The 19905-nt window shown below is 40.5% G+C and carries 23 protein-coding genes; 19 read left to right on the top strand and 4 right to left on the bottom strand.

The features are described 5' to 3' along the window. Positions 1 to 197: 197 nt before the first annotated feature. On the top strand, positions 198 to 1130 hold the full coding sequence (locus Q91_RS07010) for an ATP-binding cassette domain-containing protein (protein WP_015006187.1): 933 nt from the start codon (positions 198 to 200) through the stop codon (positions 1128 to 1130). Then, positions 1123 to 1905 carry an ABC transporter permease gene (locus Q91_RS07005; RefSeq protein ID WP_015006186.1) on the top strand — a complete coding sequence of 261 codons (783 nt, stop codon included), beginning with the start codon at positions 1123 to 1125 and terminating at the stop codon, positions 1903 to 1905. The genes Q91_RS07010 and Q91_RS07005 overlap by 8 nt, the downstream gene beginning before the upstream one ends. Positions 1906 to 1941: 36 nt before the next feature. Here Q91_RS07005 and Q91_RS07000 read toward each other — a convergent pair whose 3' ends face one another. Further along, positions 1942 to 2961 (bottom strand): GGDEF domain-containing protein, encoded by a 1020-nt coding sequence (locus Q91_RS07000; protein WP_015006185.1) that lies wholly within the window; start codon positions 2959 to 2961, stop codon positions 1942 to 1944. Positions 2962 to 3198: 237 nt separating this feature from the next. On the opposite strand from Q91_RS07000, the gene Q91_RS06995 reads away from it, so the two are divergent. Together Q91_RS06995 and gloA are read left to right on the top strand one after the other, a co-directional pair. Next, positions 3199 to 3798 carry a transglycosylase SLT domain-containing protein gene (locus Q91_RS06995; RefSeq protein ID WP_015006184.1) on the top strand — a complete coding sequence of 200 codons (600 nt, stop codon included), beginning with the start codon at positions 3199 to 3201 and terminating at the stop codon, positions 3796 to 3798. A 26-nt stretch (positions 3799 to 3824) separates the two neighbouring features. Continuing rightward, on the top strand, positions 3825 to 4202 hold the full coding sequence (gene gloA, locus Q91_RS06990) for a lactoylglutathione lyase (RefSeq protein WP_015006183.1): 378 nt from the start codon (positions 3825 to 3827) through the stop codon (positions 4200 to 4202). A gap of 3 nt (positions 4203 to 4205) precedes the next feature. On the opposite strand, the gene Q91_RS06985 is transcribed toward gloA, so the two are convergent. Continuing rightward, positions 4206 to 4793, bottom strand: coding sequence for a nucleoside triphosphate pyrophosphatase (locus Q91_RS06985; protein WP_015006182.1), 588 nt, complete (start codon positions 4791 to 4793; stop codon positions 4206 to 4208). A 39-nt stretch (positions 4794 to 4832) separates the two neighbouring features. Here Q91_RS06985 and Q91_RS06980 point away from each other — a divergent pair, with 39 nt between their 5' ends. The 14 genes from Q91_RS06980 (at position 4833) to Q91_RS06915 (ending at position 16113) form a co-directional block, all read left to right on the top strand. Next, on the top strand, positions 4833 to 5345 hold the full coding sequence (locus Q91_RS06980; protein ID WP_015006181.1) for a DUF177 domain-containing protein: 513 nt from the start codon (positions 4833 to 4835) through the stop codon (positions 5343 to 5345). A gap of 136 nt (positions 5346 to 5481) precedes the next feature. Next, a complete protein-coding gene (gene rpmF / locus Q91_RS06975; protein WP_015006180.1) occupies positions 5482 to 5658 on the top strand; it encodes a 50S ribosomal protein L32 in 177 nt (58 codons plus the stop codon). Positions 5659 to 5724: 66 nt separating this feature from the next. Then, positions 5725 to 6687, top strand: coding sequence for a beta-ketoacyl-ACP synthase III (locus Q91_RS06970; protein ID WP_015006179.1), 963 nt, complete (start codon positions 5725 to 5727; stop codon positions 6685 to 6687). 32 nt (positions 6688 to 6719) lie between these two features. Continuing rightward, positions 6720 to 7658: an ACP S-malonyltransferase gene (gene fabD, locus Q91_RS06965; RefSeq protein ID WP_015006178.1), complete on the top strand. Its 939-nt coding sequence runs from the start codon at positions 6720 to 6722 to the stop codon at positions 7656 to 7658. Next, positions 7658 to 8389 (top strand): 3-oxoacyl-ACP reductase FabG, encoded by a 732-nt coding sequence (fabG, locus tag Q91_RS06960; RefSeq protein WP_015006177.1) that lies wholly within the window; start codon positions 7658 to 7660, stop codon positions 8387 to 8389. The genes fabD and fabG overlap by 1 nt, the downstream gene beginning before the upstream one ends. A 137-nt stretch (positions 8390 to 8526) precedes the next feature. Next, positions 8527 to 8763, top strand: a complete 237-nt coding sequence (acpP, locus tag Q91_RS06955) for an acyl carrier protein (protein ID WP_015006176.1) — start codon at positions 8527 to 8529, stop codon at positions 8761 to 8763. Between the two features lie 73 nt (positions 8764 to 8836). Then, positions 8837 to 10075: a beta-ketoacyl-ACP synthase II gene (gene fabF / locus Q91_RS06950; RefSeq protein ID WP_015006175.1), complete on the top strand. Its 1239-nt coding sequence runs from the start codon at positions 8837 to 8839 to the stop codon at positions 10073 to 10075. Between the two features lie 15 nt (positions 10076 to 10090). After that, positions 10091 to 11440 carry an aminodeoxychorismate synthase component I gene (locus tag Q91_RS06945; protein WP_015006174.1) on the top strand — a complete coding sequence of 450 codons (1350 nt, stop codon included), beginning with the start codon at positions 10091 to 10093 and terminating at the stop codon, positions 11438 to 11440. After that, positions 11433 to 12290, top strand: a complete 858-nt coding sequence (gene pabC / locus Q91_RS06940; protein ID WP_015006173.1) for an aminodeoxychorismate lyase — start codon at positions 11433 to 11435, stop codon at positions 12288 to 12290. The genes Q91_RS06945 and pabC overlap by 8 nt, the downstream gene beginning before the upstream one ends. Further along, complete coding sequence (gene mltG / locus Q91_RS06935) at positions 12290 to 13288, top strand: endolytic transglycosylase MltG (protein ID WP_015006172.1); 999 nt, start codon at positions 12290 to 12292, stop codon at positions 13286 to 13288. The genes pabC and mltG overlap by 1 nt, the downstream gene beginning before the upstream one ends. 2 nt (positions 13289 to 13290) lie before the next feature. Continuing rightward, positions 13291 to 13920 carry a dTMP kinase gene (gene tmk, locus Q91_RS06930; protein ID WP_015006171.1) on the top strand — a complete coding sequence of 210 codons (630 nt, stop codon included), beginning with the start codon at positions 13291 to 13293 and terminating at the stop codon, positions 13918 to 13920. After that, complete coding sequence (locus tag Q91_RS06925) at positions 13913 to 14902, top strand: DNA polymerase III subunit delta' C-terminal domain-containing protein (RefSeq protein ID WP_015006170.1); 990 nt, start codon at positions 13913 to 13915, stop codon at positions 14900 to 14902. Before tmk ends, Q91_RS06925 begins: the two co-directional genes overlap by 8 nt. Positions 14903 to 14913: 11 nt before the next feature. Continuing rightward, positions 14914 to 15270, top strand: a complete 357-nt coding sequence (locus tag Q91_RS06920) for a PilZ domain-containing protein (RefSeq protein WP_015006169.1) — start codon at positions 14914 to 14916, stop codon at positions 15268 to 15270. A 66-nt stretch (positions 15271 to 15336) separates the two neighbouring features. Further along, entirely contained in the window at positions 15337 to 16113 is a 777-nt protein-coding gene (locus tag Q91_RS06915; RefSeq protein WP_015006168.1) for a TatD family hydrolase, read from the top strand. A 30-nt stretch (positions 16114 to 16143) separates the two neighbouring features. Here the strand turns inward: Q91_RS06915 and Q91_RS06910 are convergent, their stop codons facing one another. Continuing rightward, positions 16144 to 17721 (bottom strand): MinD/ParA family protein, encoded by a 1578-nt coding sequence (locus Q91_RS06910; RefSeq protein ID WP_020932354.1) that lies wholly within the window; start codon positions 17719 to 17721, stop codon positions 16144 to 16146. Positions 17722 to 17857: 136 nt separating this feature from the next. Here Q91_RS06910 and cysZ point away from each other — a divergent pair, with 136 nt between their 5' ends. Further along, on the top strand, positions 17858 to 18589 hold the full coding sequence (cysZ, locus tag Q91_RS06905) for a sulfate transporter CysZ (protein WP_015006166.1): 732 nt from the start codon (positions 17858 to 17860) through the stop codon (positions 18587 to 18589). On the opposite strand, the gene mtaB is transcribed toward cysZ, so the two are convergent. After that, a complete protein-coding gene (gene mtaB / locus Q91_RS06900; RefSeq protein ID WP_015006165.1) occupies positions 18581 to 19867 on the bottom strand; it encodes a tRNA (N(6)-L-threonylcarbamoyladenosine(37)-C(2))-methylthiotransferase MtaB in 1287 nt (428 codons plus the stop codon). The two genes, cysZ and mtaB, sit on opposite strands and share 9 nt — an antisense overlap. Between the last annotated feature and the right edge of the window lie 38 nt (positions 19868 to 19905).

Here is a 19905-nt window from a genome sequence, read left to right as displayed (position 1 = left end):
AGCTTAGGTATTCAATGTTGGTTCCATTGTTTTCACTCATCTAAAATGTATCCCTACAATGATGTAGATAAAAGGTTAGTCTATATTTAATGATAAAAGTTCAGTCCTTATGAGCATCAGGCACCCAGAATAATAACTGTTTTTTATAGCCAGCCAGTTATAATATCTAGCCAATAAAAAGTTTATCGTTATTAATAATGAATGCTGTCAATTCTGCATCGCACATCGTACAGATTAAAAAAATCTCCAAGTTTTATAATAATAAACAGGTGGTTAATGAGCTAGATTTAAATATTGAAGCGGGTTGTTTTTGTGGAATATTGGGTCCAAATGGCGCAGGTAAAACGACGACGTTAAGGATGTTGGTTGGTCACTGTCCGATAGATACCGGAGAACTGTCAATTTTAGGGTTGCCGATGCCTGCAAACGCATCGCTTATCAGGGAATCTGTCGGTGTTGTACCTCAAATGGATAATTTGGACCCTGATTTTACCGTTGAAGAAAATTTATACGTTTATGGGCGTTTTTTTGGTATCGACGAAAAAACATTAAAAGAACGAACAAAAGAGCTTCTTGCATTTGCATCGTTAGAAGATAAAGCGGCCTGTAAAATATCAGCGTTATCTGGAGGCATGAGACGACGTCTGTCATTGGCAAGGGCTTTGATTAATAAGCCTAAATTATTGATTCTGGATGAACCAACGACTGGGCTAGACCCACAAGCACGCCAAGCTATTTGGCAAAAGCTTCGCGAGTTAAAAAAACAGGGGCTTACTCTAATTTTAACGACGCACTATATGGAAGAGGCGGAGCGCTTATGTGATCGGGTTATTGTGATGGACTACGGCGAGGTGATGGCCGATTCGCCACCTAAGGAGTTAATTAAGGATGAAATTGAATCACATGTTCTTGAAGTTCATGCAGCTTCGGACGATTTAATATCGGTGCTAAAGCAGGATAAAACGCTCGCTCGGTTTGAGAAATCAGGGGATATTTGCTTTTTTTATGGCGAGAAAATGAACCATGCTTTGGCTGTGTTAGAGCAAGGGACGCATGATGATTATCTGTTTCGTCCCGCGAATTTAGAAGATGTTTTTATCAAGTTAACTGGGCGAGATTTGCGTGAATAAACTAGCTAAACTGAAACTATTTTTATCCAGAAGTCGGTCAATTTGGTCGCGAAATATTCGCGTTTGGGGGAAGCTTGCTGGGCCTTCATTGCTGGGTAACTTTGGTGAGCCTTTGTTATATTTAATCGTATTGGGTTATGGCTTGGGCCGATTTGTGGGCGAGGTTGAGGGAATGCCCTATATGGCTTTTTTGGCCTCAGGGGTTGTCTGCACCAGCGCGTTGAATTCGGCAAGTTTTGAAGGCATGTATTCCGCCTATACTCGAATGGAAGTGCAGCAAACATGGTTAGGCATGCTGACGACACCGGTGAATGTTGGTGAGGTGGTTTTTGGTGAAATACTCTGGGGGGCGACTAAAAGTTTTATCAGTGTCAGTGCTATATTAATTGTCGCTGCCTTCTTGGGGTTGGTGGAAAATGGCTGGGCGTTATTAGTGTTGCCCGTTGCTTTTCTAACGGGGCTGTGTTTTTCATCATTGGCGTTGTTAATGACATCAAGCGCCAAAAGTTATGATTTTTTTCTTTATTACACGACGCTATTTATTACCCCAATGGTTTTAGTTAGTGGCGTCTTTTTCCCTATAGATACCTTGCCGCAAATAGTTCAGTGGATTGCTACCGTGTTACCTTTGTATCACGCTATTTCCTTGGTGCGCCCGTTAATGACAGGTGGAGAAGTGTCATTGGTGCTGCTGCATGTATTGGTCTTGTTGATATTTAGTATAACGGCGGGTGGTTTAGCCGCCTATAGGGTAAAGAAAAGGCTCATTAAATGAGCCTTTGTGATCGAAGGTAAGAATTAATCGTTATAATTATGCGGCTATAACAACCTTATTTCGGCCTGCTTCTTTTGCTTGGTACAGTGCTTTATCGGCGCGATCAATTAACAGTTCAACACTATCGGTTGCTTTAACTGTTGCGATACCTGCGGAGATTGTTACCTCTCCAATGGCTTCACCGCTTTCTTTTCGTTGCAGCTTACTGTTGCTCATTGCAATACGTATTTTTTCCGTCAGCTGCTTCGCGTTGTCAATATCTAGGCCGGTTAAAATAACTGCAAATTCTTCACCACCATACCTAGCAATATGGTGCTCTGAGCCAACAATCTGGGTTAAAAGTGCGGAAACGTAACGAATAACTCGATCGCCGACAAGGTGGCCAAAATTATCGTTTACACGCTTAAAGTGATCAATATCAAGTAGAACCAGGGTTGCACTTAAATTGGTTTCACTATGAACAACGTTATCTATCGCTTTATCAAACGCGCCTCTGTTTTTAAGGCCTGTTAACGCATCTTTTTCAGCGCTTGCTTTTACTGCCTCTAATTCGGCTTTCATTTTAAGAATTTCAGCATTTGTTTCTTGCATCCTTGCTTGGGTGGCCTGATTGTTCTTAACCATCTCTCGTGTATCCTGCATGACTTGTTTGAGCACAAGTGCAGCGGCCTGTGGGTCGGTTGTATAGGATAAAGTTTCAGCATGTTTGTTAATTGCGCTGTCAAACTCTCCGGCACCACTGCTGACCTGTTGGACTTCTTCAGATGCTGAAGACATGACTTTTTCTAAGGAGTGCTGTATTTTTTCTTGTTGTTCTAGGGTTGCTCCACCATTGATGTATTTTTCATAAAGTTCCAGCATGATAGCTAATGTAAAAGGTTTTTTTTCACTAATAATGCTATCGATGACGTCATTAAGGGTCTGGGAATTACCAGATAAATAACTGTAAAAAATAGAGTAGTTGATGGGGGTGGGAGGTAAGTTATGTTGTGACAACATTGGGATTGCTTGCCTTAAATATTCGGCGGCTTGTTTGGGTTCGTCTTGCTGTAACATTTAATTCCTCTGTTTGACGGTTTGTATTTATATTAGTACAAAATTTGAAGCCAGTTGTAAACAGCTGGAGTTTGGTGAGTTTATCTGCTTTATTTAGTCATTATATGATGAAATTTGTGAGGGAGGTCTCATTTTATTTGCCTGTGTAGTAACTGTCAGTAAAGGTTTATTCGAGGAGTTGGGTAAGAAGCTGTGTTATAAAGAGATTTTGAATCTTCTTGGCTTTTGAGAAAATGTATGGGTTGTGTTAATCATTTTATTTTGCTTATTTTGTTGCTGGTTGCTATACCAGTAATACAGGCCGACCTGTACAAAAAAGTCGATAAAAACGGCCATGTTTATTTTACAGATAACCCCGTCGGGGGCGGTTTTAAGCTTATTATGCGGACGCCTAAAAAAGGCACGATTGAGTATAAAAACTTTCAGCGTAATCGTCGTCAATTGACACCACTGATTAAGCAGCAAGCTAGGCAATATAAGGTCGACCCTGCGTTGGTGATGGCTATTATTCATGCTGAATCAGCTTATGATAGAAAGGCTGTCTCAAGAGCTGGAGCCGTAGGCTTGATGCAATTAATGCCTGGAACGGCAAAACGATATGGAGTCAGTAACCGTACTGATGCAGCGCAAAACATTCGTGGCGGTGTTCAGTATTTAAGGTATTTATTAGAACTGTTTAAATTTAATATTAAACTAACCCTAGCTGCTTATAATGCAGGTGAATCAGCTGTTTTGAAATATGGAAATAAGGTGCCACCTTATCCGGAAACAGAACAGTATGTAAAAAAAGTAGTGACTTATTACCAAGATTATTTAAATGGCCATAAGGTGCTTTAACTATTAAGACTTTCTAAAGGAGAAATATGCGTTTATTACATACCATGCTTCGTGTCGCAGATTTAGACCGTTCTATTGAATTTTATACAGAGGTGTTAGGGATGACGCTATTGAGGCGCAAGGAGTTTCCTGAGGGCCGTTTTACCTTAGCGTTTGTCGGGTATCAGCCTGAAAGTGCCGGTACAGTTATAGAGCTAACGCATAACTGGGATAAAGGTGCCTATGACCTAGGGGATGCGTTTGGGCATATTGCCATACAAGTTGCTGATGTCTATGAAGCATGTGAGCTAATTCGTCAAAAAGGCGGGGTGGTAACACGCGAAGCAGGGCCGATGAAGGGAACAGACAGTATTTTAGCGTTTGTTAAAGACCCTGATGGCTATTCGATAGAGTTGCTGGCCTGACTATTAAAGTATTTTAACGCCCATTGTTGTTAACATATTAGTCAGCTTGATTAAAGGCAGCCCGATAAGTGCATTGGGGTCCTCACCTTCAATGCGATCAAATAAAGCGATGCCTAGGCCTTCTGATTTAAAAGCAGCCGCGCAGCCATATGGTTTGTCTCTGAGTACATAGTTTTCTATTTCCCCAAGAGATAGGGTTTTCATATGCACTCTACAGATGTCTGTTTCGGTGATGCTCTCGTGAGTTTTAGAGTTTAGAAGCGTTAAGCTGGTATAAAAGACAATGGTTTTCCCTGATGAGCGTGTTAGCTGTTGTACGGCCTTGTTAAATTCGCCGGGCTTAGTAAGTTGCTGATCCCCAAGCATGGCGACTTGGTCAGAGCCAATAATGAGGTGGTTAGGAAAGTCTGGCGTCAACGCGGTCGCTTTTTCAAACGCGAGACGCTTTGAAAGTTCAATAGGGCTTTCGTTGGCTTTAAACGATTCATCAATATTCGGTGAGGCGGTTTCAAAGTTAGGATAAATTTTTTTTAGCAGCGTTTTACGAAAAGGTGAGCTAGAAGCTAATACTAATGTCGGATGATTTTTCATATAATATAGTTAATTTGAATTAAGATCATTTTACCTAATATGACCAAGACATTGCAGATAGAAGTTGACCCATCGTTGTGCGCCAGTCAAGAACGAAACATTACAGGCGAACTGCCTTACGATGAATTACAGCAAATACAGGCTGATATTGATCCGTCTAGTTCTTCAATAAGGGCAGATTTAACATTTTCAAAAGTCGGAAAATTTGTTGTTTTAACAGGTCGGATTTCAGCAGATCTCGTGTTACAATGCGCCGCTTGTTTAGAATTGACTGATTTTCCGGTCAATATAGATGTGAAATTGGCGATTATTAATGATGAGGCTAGAGCATCATTAATACCAGATGATTATGAGCCTTACTTGTATGAAGGTGAGCGCTTGCTGATCAGCGATGTCGTTGAGGCAGAAGTGGTGTTAGTGCTTCCATCCATAGCAAGGCACGAAGTGTGTCCGGTTGAGTTGCCTAAAAGTAGCGCAAGCAAAGATTATGGGCTTGAAACGGAAAAAAAGAAGAATCCGTTTGAGGTTTTAGAAAAGTTAAAGTTGAATTAGACAGAAGATTTAGCGTCTACTCAAGAAATAATGTCCAATGGACAAAAACTAATGTCAGCAAAATAAATGTGTTTTGTTGTGGAAAGACTTATGGCTTAAAAGCGATAAGGGTTATTAATTCTCTGGAGAATTTGAGATGGCAGTACAAAAAAGTAAAAAATCACGTTCAAGACGTGGTATGCGTCGTTCACACGATGCGTTGACAGCGAAAACATTATCAACCGAGCCTACAACTGGTGAAGTTCATTTGCGTCATCATGTGAGTGCAGATGGTTTTTACCGCGGCGAACAAGTTGTCGCTGATAAAGATTAATAAGGTTTTTGTTTTAACGTATCTTCGGGCCGTTCAGCTTCGTGTTGTTAGGTAAGGCATTAGTTAATGTTTAATGCGAAAATAACCGGTACAGGTAGTTATTTGCCTGAAAAAGTTGTTACTAATAAAGATTTTGAATCAATATTAGAGACGACTGACGAGTGGATTTATTCCAGAACGGGGATAAAGCAAAGACACGTTATCGATGAAAAAGAGTCTGTCTCTAGTATGGCTGAGATTGCGTCTAATAACGCACTTGAAGCAGCGGGGTTAGATGCCTCTGAAATCGATCTTATTATTGTTGCTACCAGTTCATCTGATAGGGTTTTTCCTAGTACGGCGTGTATTTTACAGAATAGGCTGGGCGCAAACGGTGGGGCAGCTTTTGACGTTCAGGCGGCTTGTTCAGGGTTTATTTATGCCTTGGGCATTGCAACCCAATTTATAAAAGCTGGGGGCGCAAAAAAAGCACTGGTTGTCGGTTCAGAAGCGAATTCAAGGATTCTCGACTATTCAGATAGAAGCTCGTGTGTGATCTTCGGTGATGGTGCGGGCGCAGTTGTGGTAGAAGCATCAGAAGAGCCCGGTATCTTATCAACGCATATGAACGCCGACGGTCAATATCAAGATCTGCTGTATGTGAACAATCCAATCAAAGACCAAAAACAAGAAGGTGATCAGGCTTTCATGACGATGCACGGCAATGATGTGTATAAAGTCGCGGTTAAAACATTAAGCCGTGTTGTGGATGAAACACTTGAAGCCAACAACATGGATAAATCAGATGTTGACTGGTTAATACCGCACCAAGCTAATATAAGAATCATTTCCTCGGTTGCAAAAAAGCTGAATATGCCGATGGAAAAGGTTGTTCTCACGATAGAAAATCAAGCCAACACGTCTGCTGCTTCAGTGCCTCTTGCATTAGATCAAGCAGTTAGAGATGGGCGAATTAAAAAAGGTGAAATAGTCTTGATGGAAGCCTTTGGTGGTGGTTTTGTCTGGGGTTCTGCTCTTGTAAAAATGTAAGTCTTCAGTAAATTCAAATCATTTAATACATTATGTCATCAAACAAAATAGCCATTGTTTTTCCAGGTCAGGGGTCCCAAGCTGTCGGTATGCTAGGTGATCTGTCTGCTCACTATAATCAAATCAAAGAAACCTTCGATGAGGCATCACAAGCATTAGGCCGTGATTTATGGGCGTTAGCCCAAAATGGGCCTGTTGAAGAGTTGAACCAAACACAAAATACACAACCTTTGATACTAACAGCAAGTGTTGCCATGTGGCGCGTGCTCCAATCTACAGCGGAAGTTACTCCCTCGTTTATGGCTGGCCATAGCTTGGGTGAATATACGGCGCTTGTTTGTGCGGGAAGTTTAGACTTTGTTGATGCAGTTAAATTGGTTGAGCAACGTGCGATGTTTATGCAGCAAGCCGTCCCTGAAGGTGAGGGAGCGATGGCTGCAATATTAGGTCTTGAAGTAGCTGACTTAGTAAATATTTGTAATCAAGCGGCTGAGGGAGAAACTGTTTCGGCTGTTAATTTTAATGCACCAGGTCAGGTTGTTATTGCAGGTAATACGAACGCAGTTAATAGAGCAATAGAGTTGGCGAAAGAACAGGGCGCAAAAAGAGCGTTGCCGTTACCAGTCAGTGTACCTTCACATTGTGCGTTGATGGCTCCAGCTGCTGAAAAGTTAATGGCTGTAATGGGCGGAGTTAGGTTTTCAATACCAACCATTTCAGTCATACACAATACGGATGTAGCGCAACATAACGATGCATCTGATATTAAGCAGGCTCTGATGAAACAATTACACACGCCGGTACGCTGGGTTGAGACAGTTGAGATGTTAACTGATGCCGGAATAGATACCATTATTGAGTGTGGTCCAGGTAAAGTGCTAAGTGGATTAAATAAAAGAATTAATAAATCATTAGCACTTTACTCGTTAGGTGATGAGCGCTCATTTAATAAAACGATAGAGGCATTATGATGAATAATAAACCAATTGCATTGGTTACTGGAGCAAGTCGTGGGATAGGTAAAGCCATTGCGCAACAGCTGGTCGCTGATGGTTTTTATGTTGTTGGAACGGCCACTTCTGATAACGGCGCGGCGGCTATATCAGATTATCTATCTGATTCAGGTAAAGGAATGACGTTAGATGTTACCGACACAGATTCAATTCAGTCGGTCTTGAAAGACATTACATCTACCGTGGGTGCGCCTACAGTGTTGGTGAATAATGCTGGGATTACCAGAGATAATCTTATGCTCAGAATGAAAGATGATGAGTGGGATGATATTATTTCAACCAATCTAAGTTCAATATTCCGCGTTAGTAAAGGTTGTTTGCGCGGTATGATGAAAAATAAAAAAGGGCGGATTGTTAGTATTGCCTCAGTTATTGGTGTAACCGGTAATGCTGGGCAAGCAAATTATGCAGCTGCTAAGGCAGGGATTATCGGGTTTAGTAAATCGTTAGCGAGAGAAGTTGGCTCAAGAAATATCACAGTCAATACGGTGGCTCCAGGCTTTATTGACACAGATATGACAAAAGCCTTACCAGATGAGCAAAAAGCTTCATTATTGGAAGGGGTTCCTCTTGGGCGTCTTGGTGATGCAAAAGAGATAGCAAATGCTGTTTCCTTCTTATGTTCTGATAAAGCGGCTTACATTACAGGGGAAACTTTACATGTTAATGGTGGCATGTATATGGGGTAATGAATAATTGATCGTAAGTTTTTAGTAGTAGTCCTTGGTTTGATATATAGAATTGTTTAAACTTTTTTAATTTAGCAATATAATAAGAAGACCACAAATTAAATTTGTGGTTCCAAAAATACAGAGGGAATAGAAAAATGAGTAATATTGAAGAGCGCGTCAAAAAAATCGTTGCAGAACAACTTGGTGTGAAGGAAGAAGAAGTAACAAACGAAGCATCATTCATCGATGACTTAGGTGCAGATTCATTGGATACGGTTGAGTTAGTGATGGCTCTTGAAGAAGAGTTTGATTGTGAGATTCCTGATGAACAAGCTGAAGGTATCACAACTGTTCAACAAGCAATTGACTACGTTAATAATAACGCAGAATAAATCAATTTCTTTTTATCAAGCACGGCTTACTTTATCGTAAGCCGTGCTTGTTTTATGTTAGAGAGTTCATATTGTGTCTAAACGTCGAGTAGTAGTTACAGGGTTGGGTTTGTTGTCACCAGTTGGTGGTAATGTTGCAGATTCTTGGGAAAATATTTTAAATGGTCAAAGTGGTATTGCCCCGATAACTCGGTTTGATACAACTGATTTTCCATCAAATTTTGGTGGAGCCGTTAAAGATTTCGATGTAAATGACTATCTTTCTCGTAAGGATTCAAAAAAAATGGATCCATTTATTCATTACGGTGTTGCGGCTGGAATCCAAGCTTTAGATGATTCTGGTCTTGAGGTGACGGATGAAAATGCTGAAAGAATCGGCGTAGCCATTGGTGCAGGTATTGGTGGTATTTCAGGCATTGAAGCTGGTTTTGAAGGCTTTCAAAAAGGTGGGCCAAGAAAGATTTCACCGTTTTTTGTGCCATCAAACATCATCAATATGATCTCAGGAAACCTTTCAATTTTACGTGGATTGAAAGGGCCAAATTTCGCCATTGTAACGGCATGCACAACAGGTGCGCATAATATTGGCGATGCAATGCGCATTATTCAATACGGTGATGCTGATGTGATGGTGGCTGGTGGGGCAGAAATGGCCACGTCAGTGACGTCTTATGGTGGGTTTTCTTCTGCGCGTGCCTTGTCACGTAGGAATGATTCACCCGAAACAGCGAGTCGTCCTTGGGACAAAGACCGTGATGGCTTTGTTTTAAGTGATGGTGCCGGTGTTTTGGTGCTTGAAGAATATGAGCATGCTAAAAAACGCGGTGCACAAATTTATGCAGAATTAGCCGGCTATGGAATGAGCTCCGATGCATTTCATATGACCATGCCATCAAAGAATGGTGATGGCGCATACCGTTGCATGCGAAATGCTTTAAAAGACGCTTCGTTAGATGCAGAACAAGTCAGTTATATCAATGCTCACGGTACCTCGACACCTGCTGGGGATGTTGCTGAAACGCACGCAGCTAAAACTTTATTAGGTGATAATGCTTATAAAGTACCGATGAGTTCAACCAAGTCCATGACTGGTCATATGCTAGGAGCAGCTGGTGGCGCAGAGGCAGTATTTTCTGTTTTAGCGTTGCGTGATCAAGTGGCGCCACCGACCATTAATCAATTTACGCCTGATCCTGATTGTGATTTAGATTATGTGCCAAATGAAGCACGTCAAATGGAAATGAATGTTGTTGTGTCAAATTCATTTGGGTTTGGTGGTACTAACGGCACGCTCGTCTTTAAACGACTTTAGCTTATACCCTGCCAGGTGACACTGGATATAAAAGACTGTGGCGATTACCTTAAAATCGAAATTGCTTCAGATTTCGACCTATTAGATTGCCATGCGGCGAATCCTCAGCGCTATCCATTTTTATTAGAAAGTAATGATGCAAGTCATTCAGCCAATGCTTTCGATATATTGTTCGGTTTTCCTGGCGAAAAAATTGAATCATCAAGCATAAAAAATAATCAATTTTTCGCTAAGTTTGATCATGCTTTTGAACGAGAGAAAGTACCAAGTAAGGCTGACAAACTTCCTTTTACGGGGGGCTGGTTTGTCTTTTTAAGTTATGAACTTATTGGTGTTATTGAAGAAAAACTTTCCGATCTGCAAGTAGATAAAAGCTTACCGGTGGTGAGTGCTGTAAGAATCCCTTTAGCCATCATAAGAAGCCATCAGGATAACCGTTGCTGGATTGTGTGCGAAAAGGGACATGATGCTTTAATTAAACAAGTATTGGTTGATCTAGAGACCCTGGAAAAGAGTGGATTTAACTATCCAACAGTCAAGTTAAAAGAAGACCCGTCGAACGCCTTTTTAGCGGGTGTAAAAAAGATTAAGTCATATCTAATTGAAGGAGATACCTTACAGGTTAATCTTTCTAGGCAATGGGCCGGTGAGTTTGCTGGTCAGAGTGATTATTTAGATGTTTATCGTTCACTAAGGGTACATAACCCTTCACCTTTTGCTGGGTTGGCTTGTTTCGGCGAGACGGTTATTTGTTCATCATCTCCGGAGCGTTTAATTAGTTGTGTTGACGATGTTGTGCAAATGCGACCTATCGCAGGCACAAGGCCCAGAGATAAAGATGAACTGTTAGACAATAGTTTTGCGCAAGAGTTACTTTTTAATGCAAAAGAAAGCGCAGAACATATTATGTTGATTGACCTCATTCGTAATGATCTTGGGCGAATTTGTACAACCGGTACGGTAAAGGTTGATGAGAAAATGAGCTTGGAATCTTATGCAGAAGTGCATCATATAGTCTCAAACGTCACTGGTAAATTGGTCTCGGGCATGTCGCCCTCAAACGTGATTAAAGCAGTTTTCCCGGGCGGTACAATAACGGGTTGTCCTAAAGTTCGTTGTATGGAGATCATTAATGAACTAGAAAAAACGCCAAGGGGTGCCTATACCGGGTCGATGGGCTACATTAATCGTAATGGCAACCTAGACCTAAACATATTAATAAGAACCTTTACCATTAATGATAGGCAGTTAACATTGAGGACAGGGGCAGGAATCGTAGCGGATTCAATTGCAGAAAAAGAACTTGACGAAACACGACATAAAGCCAAAGCTTTATTACAAGCGTTGAATATTAGTAATGGATAAGACCCTAATTAATGGTCAATATGGTGACTCAATTAATGCTTCAGACAGGGGCTTACAATATGGTGACGGCCTGTTTGAAACCATTCTAGTGGAGTTTGGTTGCCCTTGTTATCTTGAAGAACACTTGCAGCGCTTACAAAAAGGTTGCGAAGTGCTGGGTTTTCCACCTCTTAATAAGGATATTTTAGAAAGAGAAATCTTTCAGCTCATCGAGACAAATCAATGTGGGGTTATAAAATTATTGATTTCAAGAGGTGTCGGTAAAAGAGGTTTTTTGCCGCCCAAAAACCCTAACGTAACACGGCTAGTGTCTTTTTCTGTAACTAAGGCAACGGTAAAAAATCCACTGCTTAGTTTAGACCTTGTTTTATGTCATACTCAGCTAAGCCGCCAACCCTTATTGGCTGGGCTTAAACACTTGAATCAATTAGAACGAGTGTTAGCACGTAGTGAATTTGGCGATACTGTTTCAACCGAAGGTTTAATGCTCGATGTTGAGGGCGTAGTGATTGAAGGAACAATGAGTAATATTTTTATTGTTAGCAAGGGTGTTTTAATGACGCCTACATTAGAAAATGCGGGAGTTAGAGGAATCATTCGTGATTACTTAATAGCTCAAGCGACTCAAGAAGGAATGGATTGTAGAGAAATGGAGCTGTCTGTGGAGAACGTAATAGATGCAGATGAGGTTTTTATGACAAATAGCTTAATGCCTATACGAGCTATTAAACAACTTAGAATTGATGACAAAGCCTTTATTAAAGAGGCGGGTCCGTATGCACACTGGGCGTTAGATAACGTACTGGCTGATATTCAGCATCAAGTCGATCAACACGCGGGAAAAAACTAATGCGGCGCTTATTAGCAATAACAATTATTGTTTGCAGTTTATTATTTGGTTGGTTTTGGATGATGTACAACTATGCAATGAATGAATCGTCTATTTCTAACGAGATGGGCTCTGTTGTTGTGAACATTGAAAAAGGTCAAAACCTAAATCAAATTATTTCAACGCTGGATAAGAAAGGCGTGGTAGATGGACCTTGGTTTAAATGGCATGTTCGGTTTGAAGGAGCTGCCAATAGAATACAAGCAGGTGAGTACGAATTTTCTCCAGGTTTGACACCGGTGCAAATATTGAATTTTCTAGTCAAAGGCAAGGTTAATCAATATGCTATTTCAATCATTGAAGGCCAAACGTTTAAGGAAGTTTTAAGGGACATTAGAGAGCATCCAGCGATTAAAAAAACACTGCCTGAACAAGCGAGTATCAGTCAGTATTTAACGTTATTGAATATTCCGGAAAAACATTTAGAGGGGATGTTATTACCCGAAACATATTTTTTTATTAAAAATACATCTGATGTAGATATTCTTCGTCGTGCATACCGTTCGATGCAGGTTTTCGTTAATTCAGCATGGCCTAAAAGAGATGTAAGAACAGTGATACCAAGCGTTTATGATGCACTGATTCTAGCATCTATTGTAGAGAAGGAAACGGGGGCTGCTCACGAACGAAAGCAGATAGCGGGTGTTTTTATCCGTAGACTTGAAATAGGTATGAAACTACAAACAGACCCAACTGTTATTTACGGTATGGGAGATGGGTATGACGGTGATATAAGGTATAGAGATTTACGTAAGGACACTCCCTATAACACATATACACGTTATGGGCTTCCACCGACACCAATAGCAATGCCTGGTAAGGCGGCGATCGACGCAGTTCTACACCCAGAAGACACTAAAAACTTATATTTTGTATCGAATGGTGATGGCACGCATATATTTTCTGAAACGTTGAAGCAACATAATGCAGCGGTTAACAAATACCAACGGAAGCAATAATAATGAAAGTGGGAAAGTTTTTAACCCTTGAAGGCGTTGAAGGTGTTGGTAAAACAACAAATCTGGAGTTCATTGCTAACTATATAAAATTAGCCGGGCAAGAGGTTGTTACAACGAGAGAGCCTGGTGGCACAAAAATAGCCGAAAAAATTCGAGGCTTGTTATTAGACCATGATGATGAGTCATTATGTGATGAGTCTGAGCTTCTCTTAATGTTTGCGGCACGGGCTCAACACATTAAAAACGTCATTATGCCGGCCTTAGAATCTGGCAAGTGGGTTGTGTGTGATCGTTTTACGGACGCTACGTATGCGTATCAAGGGGGCGGGCGTCATTTTAAAGTTGCTGATATTAGCTGGCTAGAACAATTTGTTCAAAAGGGCTTGTTGCCCGACCTTACCATTTTGTTAGACTTGTCGGTGGATATTGGCTTACAACGAGCGGCGAATAGAAGTGATCCAGACCGTTTTGAATCTGAAAAAAAAGTATTTTTTGAAAATGTTCGGCAAGTATATTTGGATAGAGCAAAGGCAGAACCTAAACGCTTTGGTGTTGTTGATGCCTCTGACCCTTTGCAACAAGTACAGAAAAATATAGCCGTTTACTTAGACAAAATATTGCTAGATGAGTAATCAATTACAAGCTGTTTACCCTTGGTTACAAAACTATTGGGGGCCATTATCTCGTTACTTAAAGCAAGACCGCTTACCCAGTGCTTTGATGCTAGTTGGCAACGAAGGGTTAGGGGTGTCATCGTTGGCTATCGCGTTTGCCCATCGAGCTGTTTGTTCTTCATCTCTTGATGAGCCGTTTGCTTGCGGTTTATGTGAAGCGTGTTTATTGTTTAAAGCTGATAATTACCCAGACTTCTTTCATGTAATACCTGAAGAGGGCAAAACGAGTATTAAAATTGAACCCATCCGGCAGTTAATGTCATCATTAGCATTAAGCAATCAATATACTAAACCAAGAATTGTTGTTATTGACCCAGCCGATGCGATGTCTCATTCAGCGGCTAATAGTTTACTGAAAACCTTAGAGGAACCTAGCGAAAATACCTGCCTGGTTTTGATAGTGAATCAACTGTCGAAAGTACCCGCAACAATAAGAAGTCGTTGTCAGCTTATAACCGTTAAGGGTATTGAGCTGACTGAGGCAAAGGATTGGTTAGTTGGTTTGGGCTGTAAGGAGCCAGAACAATATTTGAGTTTAGCTAACAACGCGCCTCTTTATGCTAAAGAATTATGGCAAAAAGAGGCCTTGAAGATCAGAAAGCTGTTACTGAATAACTTTATAGAGCTTTTGAAAGGGCGTTTAGATCCAGTCCTATTTGCTGAAAAATGTATTAGCCTAAAAGGCTTGCCTGTTTTAAAATGGCTGATGTCGTGGCTATCTGATGCAATCAAGTGCGCTCATGGTGCCTTAGATAATCAGCTAATGAACCCTGAACTGAGAGCTGACTTGAAAGTTTTTATAGAAACGCTACACTTAAAAGGAATGCATACTTTGTTAGAGCAGTTAAATTATTTAACATCGTTAGAGTCTAATCAAGTTAACCAACAGTTAATGCTAGAAGAGTTCGCGATACAAAGTTATTCACTAACACGTAAATAAAGGCTAGTTAAATGACCCCTACAGGAAAAGAGTCTCGCCAAGGAATTTTATCTTTAACGATTAAAGATAAAAATGCATTGTATGCGGCGTTTATGGATTATGTTGAGGGGGGCGGTTTGTTTATCCCAACTCATAAGAAATATAGCTTAGGTGATGAAGTATTTATGTTGTTGAGTCTAATGGGCGAGGCAGAAAGAATTCCGGTTGCTGGGCGAATTATTTGGATAACCCCAGTGGGCGCAGAAGGCTCCAGATCGAACGGTGTTGGTGTTCAATTTAATGAACAAGACGGTGGTGCAGCGCGAGCAAAAATAGAAACATATTTGGCGGGAACCTCTGCAACTGGGCGACCTACTCACACCATGTAATGTTACTTGATGAATGTTCTTGAAACGGCCTTTAAGGCCGTTTTTTATTTATAGAGGATAATACCTATGTTTATAGATTCACATTGCCACCTAGATCGTGTTGATCTAAGCCCTTTCTCAAATAGTCTTAGTGAATATTTAGAAGCTACGAAAGCTGATTCATTAGAGCATATGTTATGTGTGTCAATTAATTGGGAAGATTACCCTGCAATGCGAGATTTGGTGAACGGTTTTGCAAATATTTCTACATCGGTCGGTGTACACCCTAATGAGATGGATGGCCATAATCCAAGTGTTGATGAATTAGTGGATATTGCCTTGAAAGATCAGGTTGTGGCCATTGGTGAAACCGGCTTAGATTACTCTAGAATTGAAAAAGAGACTGAGGTACATACCCAGCAGCAACGTTTTCGTCATCACATCAGGGCGGCAAAGAAAATTGATAAACCGATTATCATCCATACCCGTGATGCAAAGCAGGACACAATTAGAATTATGCAGGAAGAATCTGCTGGTGAGTGTGCTGGTGTGTTGCATTGTTTTACTGAAGATTGGGAGATGGCAAAACAAGCACTGGACTTAGGGTTTTATATCTCATTCTCAGGCATTGTTACATTTAAAAATGCTAAGCAAGTTCAAGAAGTGGCAAAAAAAGTGCCCAATGACCGTTTTTTAATAGAAACAGACTCTCCCTATTTGGCGCCTGTTCCGATGCGAGGAAAGCCAAATTACCCTAATTACGTAAAATATGTGGCAGAAAAAATGGCAGAATTAAGAGGTTTATCCTTAGACGCCACAGCACAAATGAGTGCTAAAAACTACTCTACTTTGTTTGATCGTTAATCTAGCGAGGCTTTGCGCCATCTTAAGAAATTAGGAAGAGGGTAGAAGTGCTTGGATCTTATTTAACAGCATTATTTTTTCGGTTAGCGTGTTGTTTGTGTCATTTAGTTCGTTATTAATGTCGCTTAATTGCTTTTGTAAAACTGAAATTTCTTCCCTTGCGGATTTGAGGTTTTCATCAGCCATGGTTTTATAAGCCTCATTAAATTTTTTCTGATAACTGGATAATAATTCACTTAACAGGTCGTCAAAGCTTTGCTGGCTAAAATTGTTTGAGCTGACTAAACTTTCAAGGTGCTCAAGAACATCATATAGCGGCTTCTTAAATTCGCGTTGGAAACATGAACTAAGTTGCTGATTGAGATAGTGTAAGTCGTCTTCATTTCCGCTGAACTGAGCAAATAATTTTAAGCTGCTCGATTCAAAACTATTAAGACTTTCCGCGTGTTTTTCAAAATATACTTGCTCAAGTGTTGTGACGATTTCTCGCAGTTCGTCTTTAGGAAAAGAGCGTTGTTCAAGGTAATTGTATAGTTCTCGGATAGATGACGAAGAGGGTGCTTGATCTGCTTGAGTCGTGGGCTCTTCGGGTACTTGTGGTTGAAACTGGGTAAGTTGCTCTAAAAAAGCGGCTGAATCTTCTTCTGTTACATCACCCGTTGATAATTGGGCAATGCAAAAATCGGCGGCTTGTTTAAAGCTAAGCGGTGTTTTTACACTAGCAGGCGGTGTAACAGTATTAGGTAAAGTGTCTTCTTTAAACGTAACGACTGGTGTTTCAGAAGGTGTTTGAGCACGTGAGTCAATGCCATCTTGCTGGCGCCAAAACTCACTGAATGAGTCGACAGTTTGTTCAGCAACCTCTTTGTCTAATTCTTGAGCCAATTTTTTAAAGCAGCCACTTGCATTAGAGTCTGGACTTAACAATACAGCAGGGCATTGAAGCCTGATGGATGAAATCATGGTTTCATCTACTTGAATATAGCCCAGGTAGTTAATGTCAACATCAATATATTTTTTTACAGCCGACTCAAAACGTTTATATATTGCTTGGCTATTCTCGGCATCTAAAGCCATATTCACGAGAATATATGAAGTTCGATTATAGTTTGAGCGTTTTAAAACTTTAAGTAATGAAAAGGAGTCAGTTAAAGAAGTGGGTTCGGGGGTAATAATAATAATTGAAAACTGTGAGGCTCTAATAAAATCAAGAACATCATCCCCAATGCCTGCAGCCGTATCTATAATGAGATAATCAAAATCTTGTTGGAGTTTATCTAAAGCCGCTAATAAGATCAGTTTTTGCTCATTTGTTAATTGCGCATATTCAGCAATTCCGGTCGCGCCGGGAACAACTTTTAAGCCGCGTGGCCCATCAATAATAATTTCTTTTAAGTTTTTTTCGCCGTTTAAAAGATGTTGTAAGGTATACGTTGGTTGAATACCTAATAGAATATTAATGTTGGCCAAACTAGCATCAGCATCAAATACACACACTTTTTTGTCTAACGCGGTAAGAGAAAGCGCTAGATTAGTGGCCGTGCTAGACTTACCAACGCCCCCTTTACCACTGGTGACTGTGATAACTTTTGCTTTTGGCTGGCTCATACTGTTTATACTTGTGTTAGTGTAAGCTAATTCCATTTGATCAATCGCTAGTCCGTTACTGTAAAACGTTAAGTTAAAGTAACTTTGATTTTATCAAAATACCTTCCCAATAAGTTAAAAATTTATAATCTATAAAATGAAAACAAACCTAACATCATTTTCTCATGGTATTGGTAGCTTTATTGCGGGCTTCCACTTAATCCGCCAGCCAGGATTAAGGCGTTTCGTTATTATTCCTCTAATGATTAATGTGGTGCTCTTTAGTGTGGCAAGTTGGCTGCTGTGGAACTATTTATCAACAATGGTCGATTCTATGTTGCCAAGTTGGTTATCTTGGTTAGCGTGGTTGATTTTGCCTATCTTTATGACCAGTATTTTAGCGATTGTTTATTATTGCTTTACCTTGGTTGCTAACATTATTGCGGCACCTTTTTATGGCCAGTTATCCAAAGGCGTAGAAGCGCATCTAAAGGGGCAGCCTTATGTTGAAGTAAATGCTGACACGTTTCTTAAAGAAATGTTTCAGATGTTAGGGTTGGAATTACGTAAGATCACATACTATTTACTTCGTGCGGTTCCACTGTTAATACTGTCGGTGATACCTGGCATTAATGTAATTAGCCTGCCGCTATGGTTATTATTTAGTGCTTGGTTTTTAACATTTGAATATGCAGGCTATTCATTTGAAAACCACAAGATTTTATTTAGTGATCAAAAACGTATGCTAAACAGATCTCGTGTCAACACGATGACGTTTGGCAGTATAAGTTTGTTGGCAACCACTATTCCTGTCATCAATTTGTTTGCACCTGCAGTAGCAGTAGCAGGTGCCACTAAACTATTTTATGAACGAGGAGAGTTAGGCTAATTCGGCATTAAATACATTATTTTCAATTGAAGTCAGCTTGCAAGGAATGATTTGGTTACTGAGTTTTTCAGGCTCTGTGCTAGTGATTTTAACGCGTAAATAATTTGGGCTATAACCGAATAATGTGCTGACACCGTCAGTCTCAACTTGGTGGCTATCCTCCCATAAAACATTAACAGTGTGACCGACTAGTTTATCCATTTGGGCGCGTTTTGCTGATGCCGCAAGGGTATGAAGAGCTTGGCTTCTGCTTTTTTTGATCTGCGTACTAATTTGGTTTGGCATAGAGGCTGCTTTGGTGCCTTCTCTAGTTGAGTAGGTAAAAATATGTAAGTCACCGAATTGCATTTCTTGTACAAAATCTAGCGTTTGTTGCCACTCGTCATCAGTTTCACCGGGAAACCCAACAATGATGTCGGATGTGATATTGATGTTCGGCATTATTTTACGTGCTTCTAATACAAGCGCACGAAACTCACTTGTTTTACAGCGCCGAGACATTCTTTTAAGTACCGTGTCTGAGCCGCTTTGTATTGGTAAATGCATATGTGGCATTAACCTTGGGTTTTTAAATAATTCAAGAAAGCCTTGCGGTAAATCCCATGGTTCTAAAGACCCCATACGGATTCTTGGAATACTTGTTTGTTGTAATAAGGCTGTTACTAAATTGTATAGATTACTACCTGTATCACTACCATAACCACCTAGGTGTACGCCTGTAATAACAATCTCTGAAATGCCTTGTTGGTGGAGGGCGTTGGCTTCGGCGACGATACTGTCAATAGATTTGCTTTTCTCATCACCTCTGGCAATGGTGACGATGCAGAAACTACAACGGTATCGGCAGCCATCTTGCACTTTGATAAAGGCTCGTTGGCGTCCCCTAGAAAATAACGCAACCTCATTAGGTTCAGTTGCAATGCTCGGCATTGTTTCTTCACTTAGTTCATTAAGTGTTAAGGTGACTAATTGGTCTTTTTGTTGGTTATTAACGAGTAGATCAACGCCATCTAAGGCAACAGTTTCTTGCTCATTTAAGGTGGCATAACAACCGCTCACAACAAGTTTTGCCCTCGGGTTTTTTTGATGTGTTTTTCGCACAAGTTGGCGAGATTTTCTTACGGCTCCTTGCGTGACCGCACAGGTGTTGAGTACCAAAATATCGGCCTCAGTTTCTTGATTAACAAGCTGGTGCCCTTCGGCAACAAAATCATTTGCCCAAGATTCTATTTCAGCTTCGTTTAATCGGCAGCCTAATGTTTTAAGGTGAACGCGCATTGGAAAGTACTAGTGGTTTAAAGAACGTTTATTTTACG

Origin of the sequence: Cycloclasticus sp. P1, assembly GCF_000299965.1 — a bacterium.
Classification (GTDB): domain Bacteria; phylum Pseudomonadota; class Gammaproteobacteria; order Methylococcales; family Cycloclasticaceae; genus Cycloclasticus; species Cycloclasticus pugetii.
Note: the sequence above shows the minus strand (reverse complement) of the source record. Positions and strands in the feature narration are given on the sequence as shown.

What these genes read in the sequence shown, in the direction of transcription:
- fabD (WP_015006178.1), top strand. Translation starts at nt 6,720, where the DNA reads ATGTCATCAAACAAAATAGCCATTGTTTTTCCAGGTCAGGGGTCCCAA.
- mtaB (WP_015006165.1), bottom strand. Translation starts at nt 19,867, where the DNA reads ATGCGCGTTCACCTTAAAACATTAGGCTGCCGATTAAACGAAGCTGAA.
- Q91_RS06995 (WP_015006184.1), top strand. Translation starts at nt 3,199, where the DNA reads ATGGGTTGTGTTAATCATTTTATTTTGCTTATTTTGTTGCTGGTTGCT.
- Q91_RS06915 (WP_015006168.1), top strand. Translation starts at nt 15,337, where the DNA reads ATGTTTATAGATTCACATTGCCACCTAGATCGTGTTGATCTAAGCCCT.
- gloA (WP_015006183.1), top strand. Translation starts at nt 3,825, where the DNA reads ATGCGTTTATTACATACCATGCTTCGTGTCGCAGATTTAGACCGTTCT.
- fabG (WP_015006177.1), top strand. Translation starts at nt 7,658, where the DNA reads ATGAATAATAAACCAATTGCATTGGTTACTGGAGCAAGTCGTGGGATA.
- mltG (WP_015006172.1), top strand. Translation starts at nt 12,290, where the DNA reads ATGCGGCGCTTATTAGCAATAACAATTATTGTTTGCAGTTTATTATTT.
- Q91_RS06970 (WP_015006179.1), top strand. Translation starts at nt 5,725, where the DNA reads ATGTTTAATGCGAAAATAACCGGTACAGGTAGTTATTTGCCTGAAAAA.
- Q91_RS06920 (WP_015006169.1), top strand. Translation starts at nt 14,914, where the DNA reads ATGACCCCTACAGGAAAAGAGTCTCGCCAAGGAATTTTATCTTTAACG.
- Q91_RS06910 (WP_020932354.1), bottom strand. Translation starts at nt 17,721, where the DNA reads ATGAGCCAGCCAAAAGCAAAAGTTATCACAGTCACCAGTGGTAAAGGG.
- Q91_RS06985 (WP_015006182.1), bottom strand. Translation starts at nt 4,793, where the DNA reads ATGAAAAATCATCCGACATTAGTATTAGCTTCTAGCTCACCTTTTCGT.
- rpmF (WP_015006180.1), top strand. Translation starts at nt 5,482, where the DNA reads ATGGCAGTACAAAAAAGTAAAAAATCACGTTCAAGACGTGGTATGCGT.
- Q91_RS06980 (WP_015006181.1), top strand. Translation starts at nt 4,833, where the DNA reads ATGACCAAGACATTGCAGATAGAAGTTGACCCATCGTTGTGCGCCAGT.
- Q91_RS07000 (WP_015006185.1), bottom strand. Translation starts at nt 2,961, where the DNA reads ATGTTACAGCAAGACGAACCCAAACAAGCCGCCGAATATTTAAGGCAA.
- Q91_RS06925 (WP_015006170.1), top strand. Translation starts at nt 13,913, where the DNA reads ATGAGTAATCAATTACAAGCTGTTTACCCTTGGTTACAAAACTATTGG.
- cysZ (WP_015006166.1), top strand. Translation starts at nt 17,858, where the DNA reads ATGAAAACAAACCTAACATCATTTTCTCATGGTATTGGTAGCTTTATT.
- Q91_RS07010 (WP_015006187.1), top strand. Translation starts at nt 198, where the DNA reads ATGAATGCTGTCAATTCTGCATCGCACATCGTACAGATTAAAAAAATC.
- tmk (WP_015006171.1), top strand. Translation starts at nt 13,291, where the DNA reads ATGAAAGTGGGAAAGTTTTTAACCCTTGAAGGCGTTGAAGGTGTTGGT.
- acpP (WP_015006176.1), top strand. Translation starts at nt 8,527, where the DNA reads ATGAGTAATATTGAAGAGCGCGTCAAAAAAATCGTTGCAGAACAACTT.
- pabC (WP_015006173.1), top strand. Translation starts at nt 11,433, where the DNA reads ATGGATAAGACCCTAATTAATGGTCAATATGGTGACTCAATTAATGCT.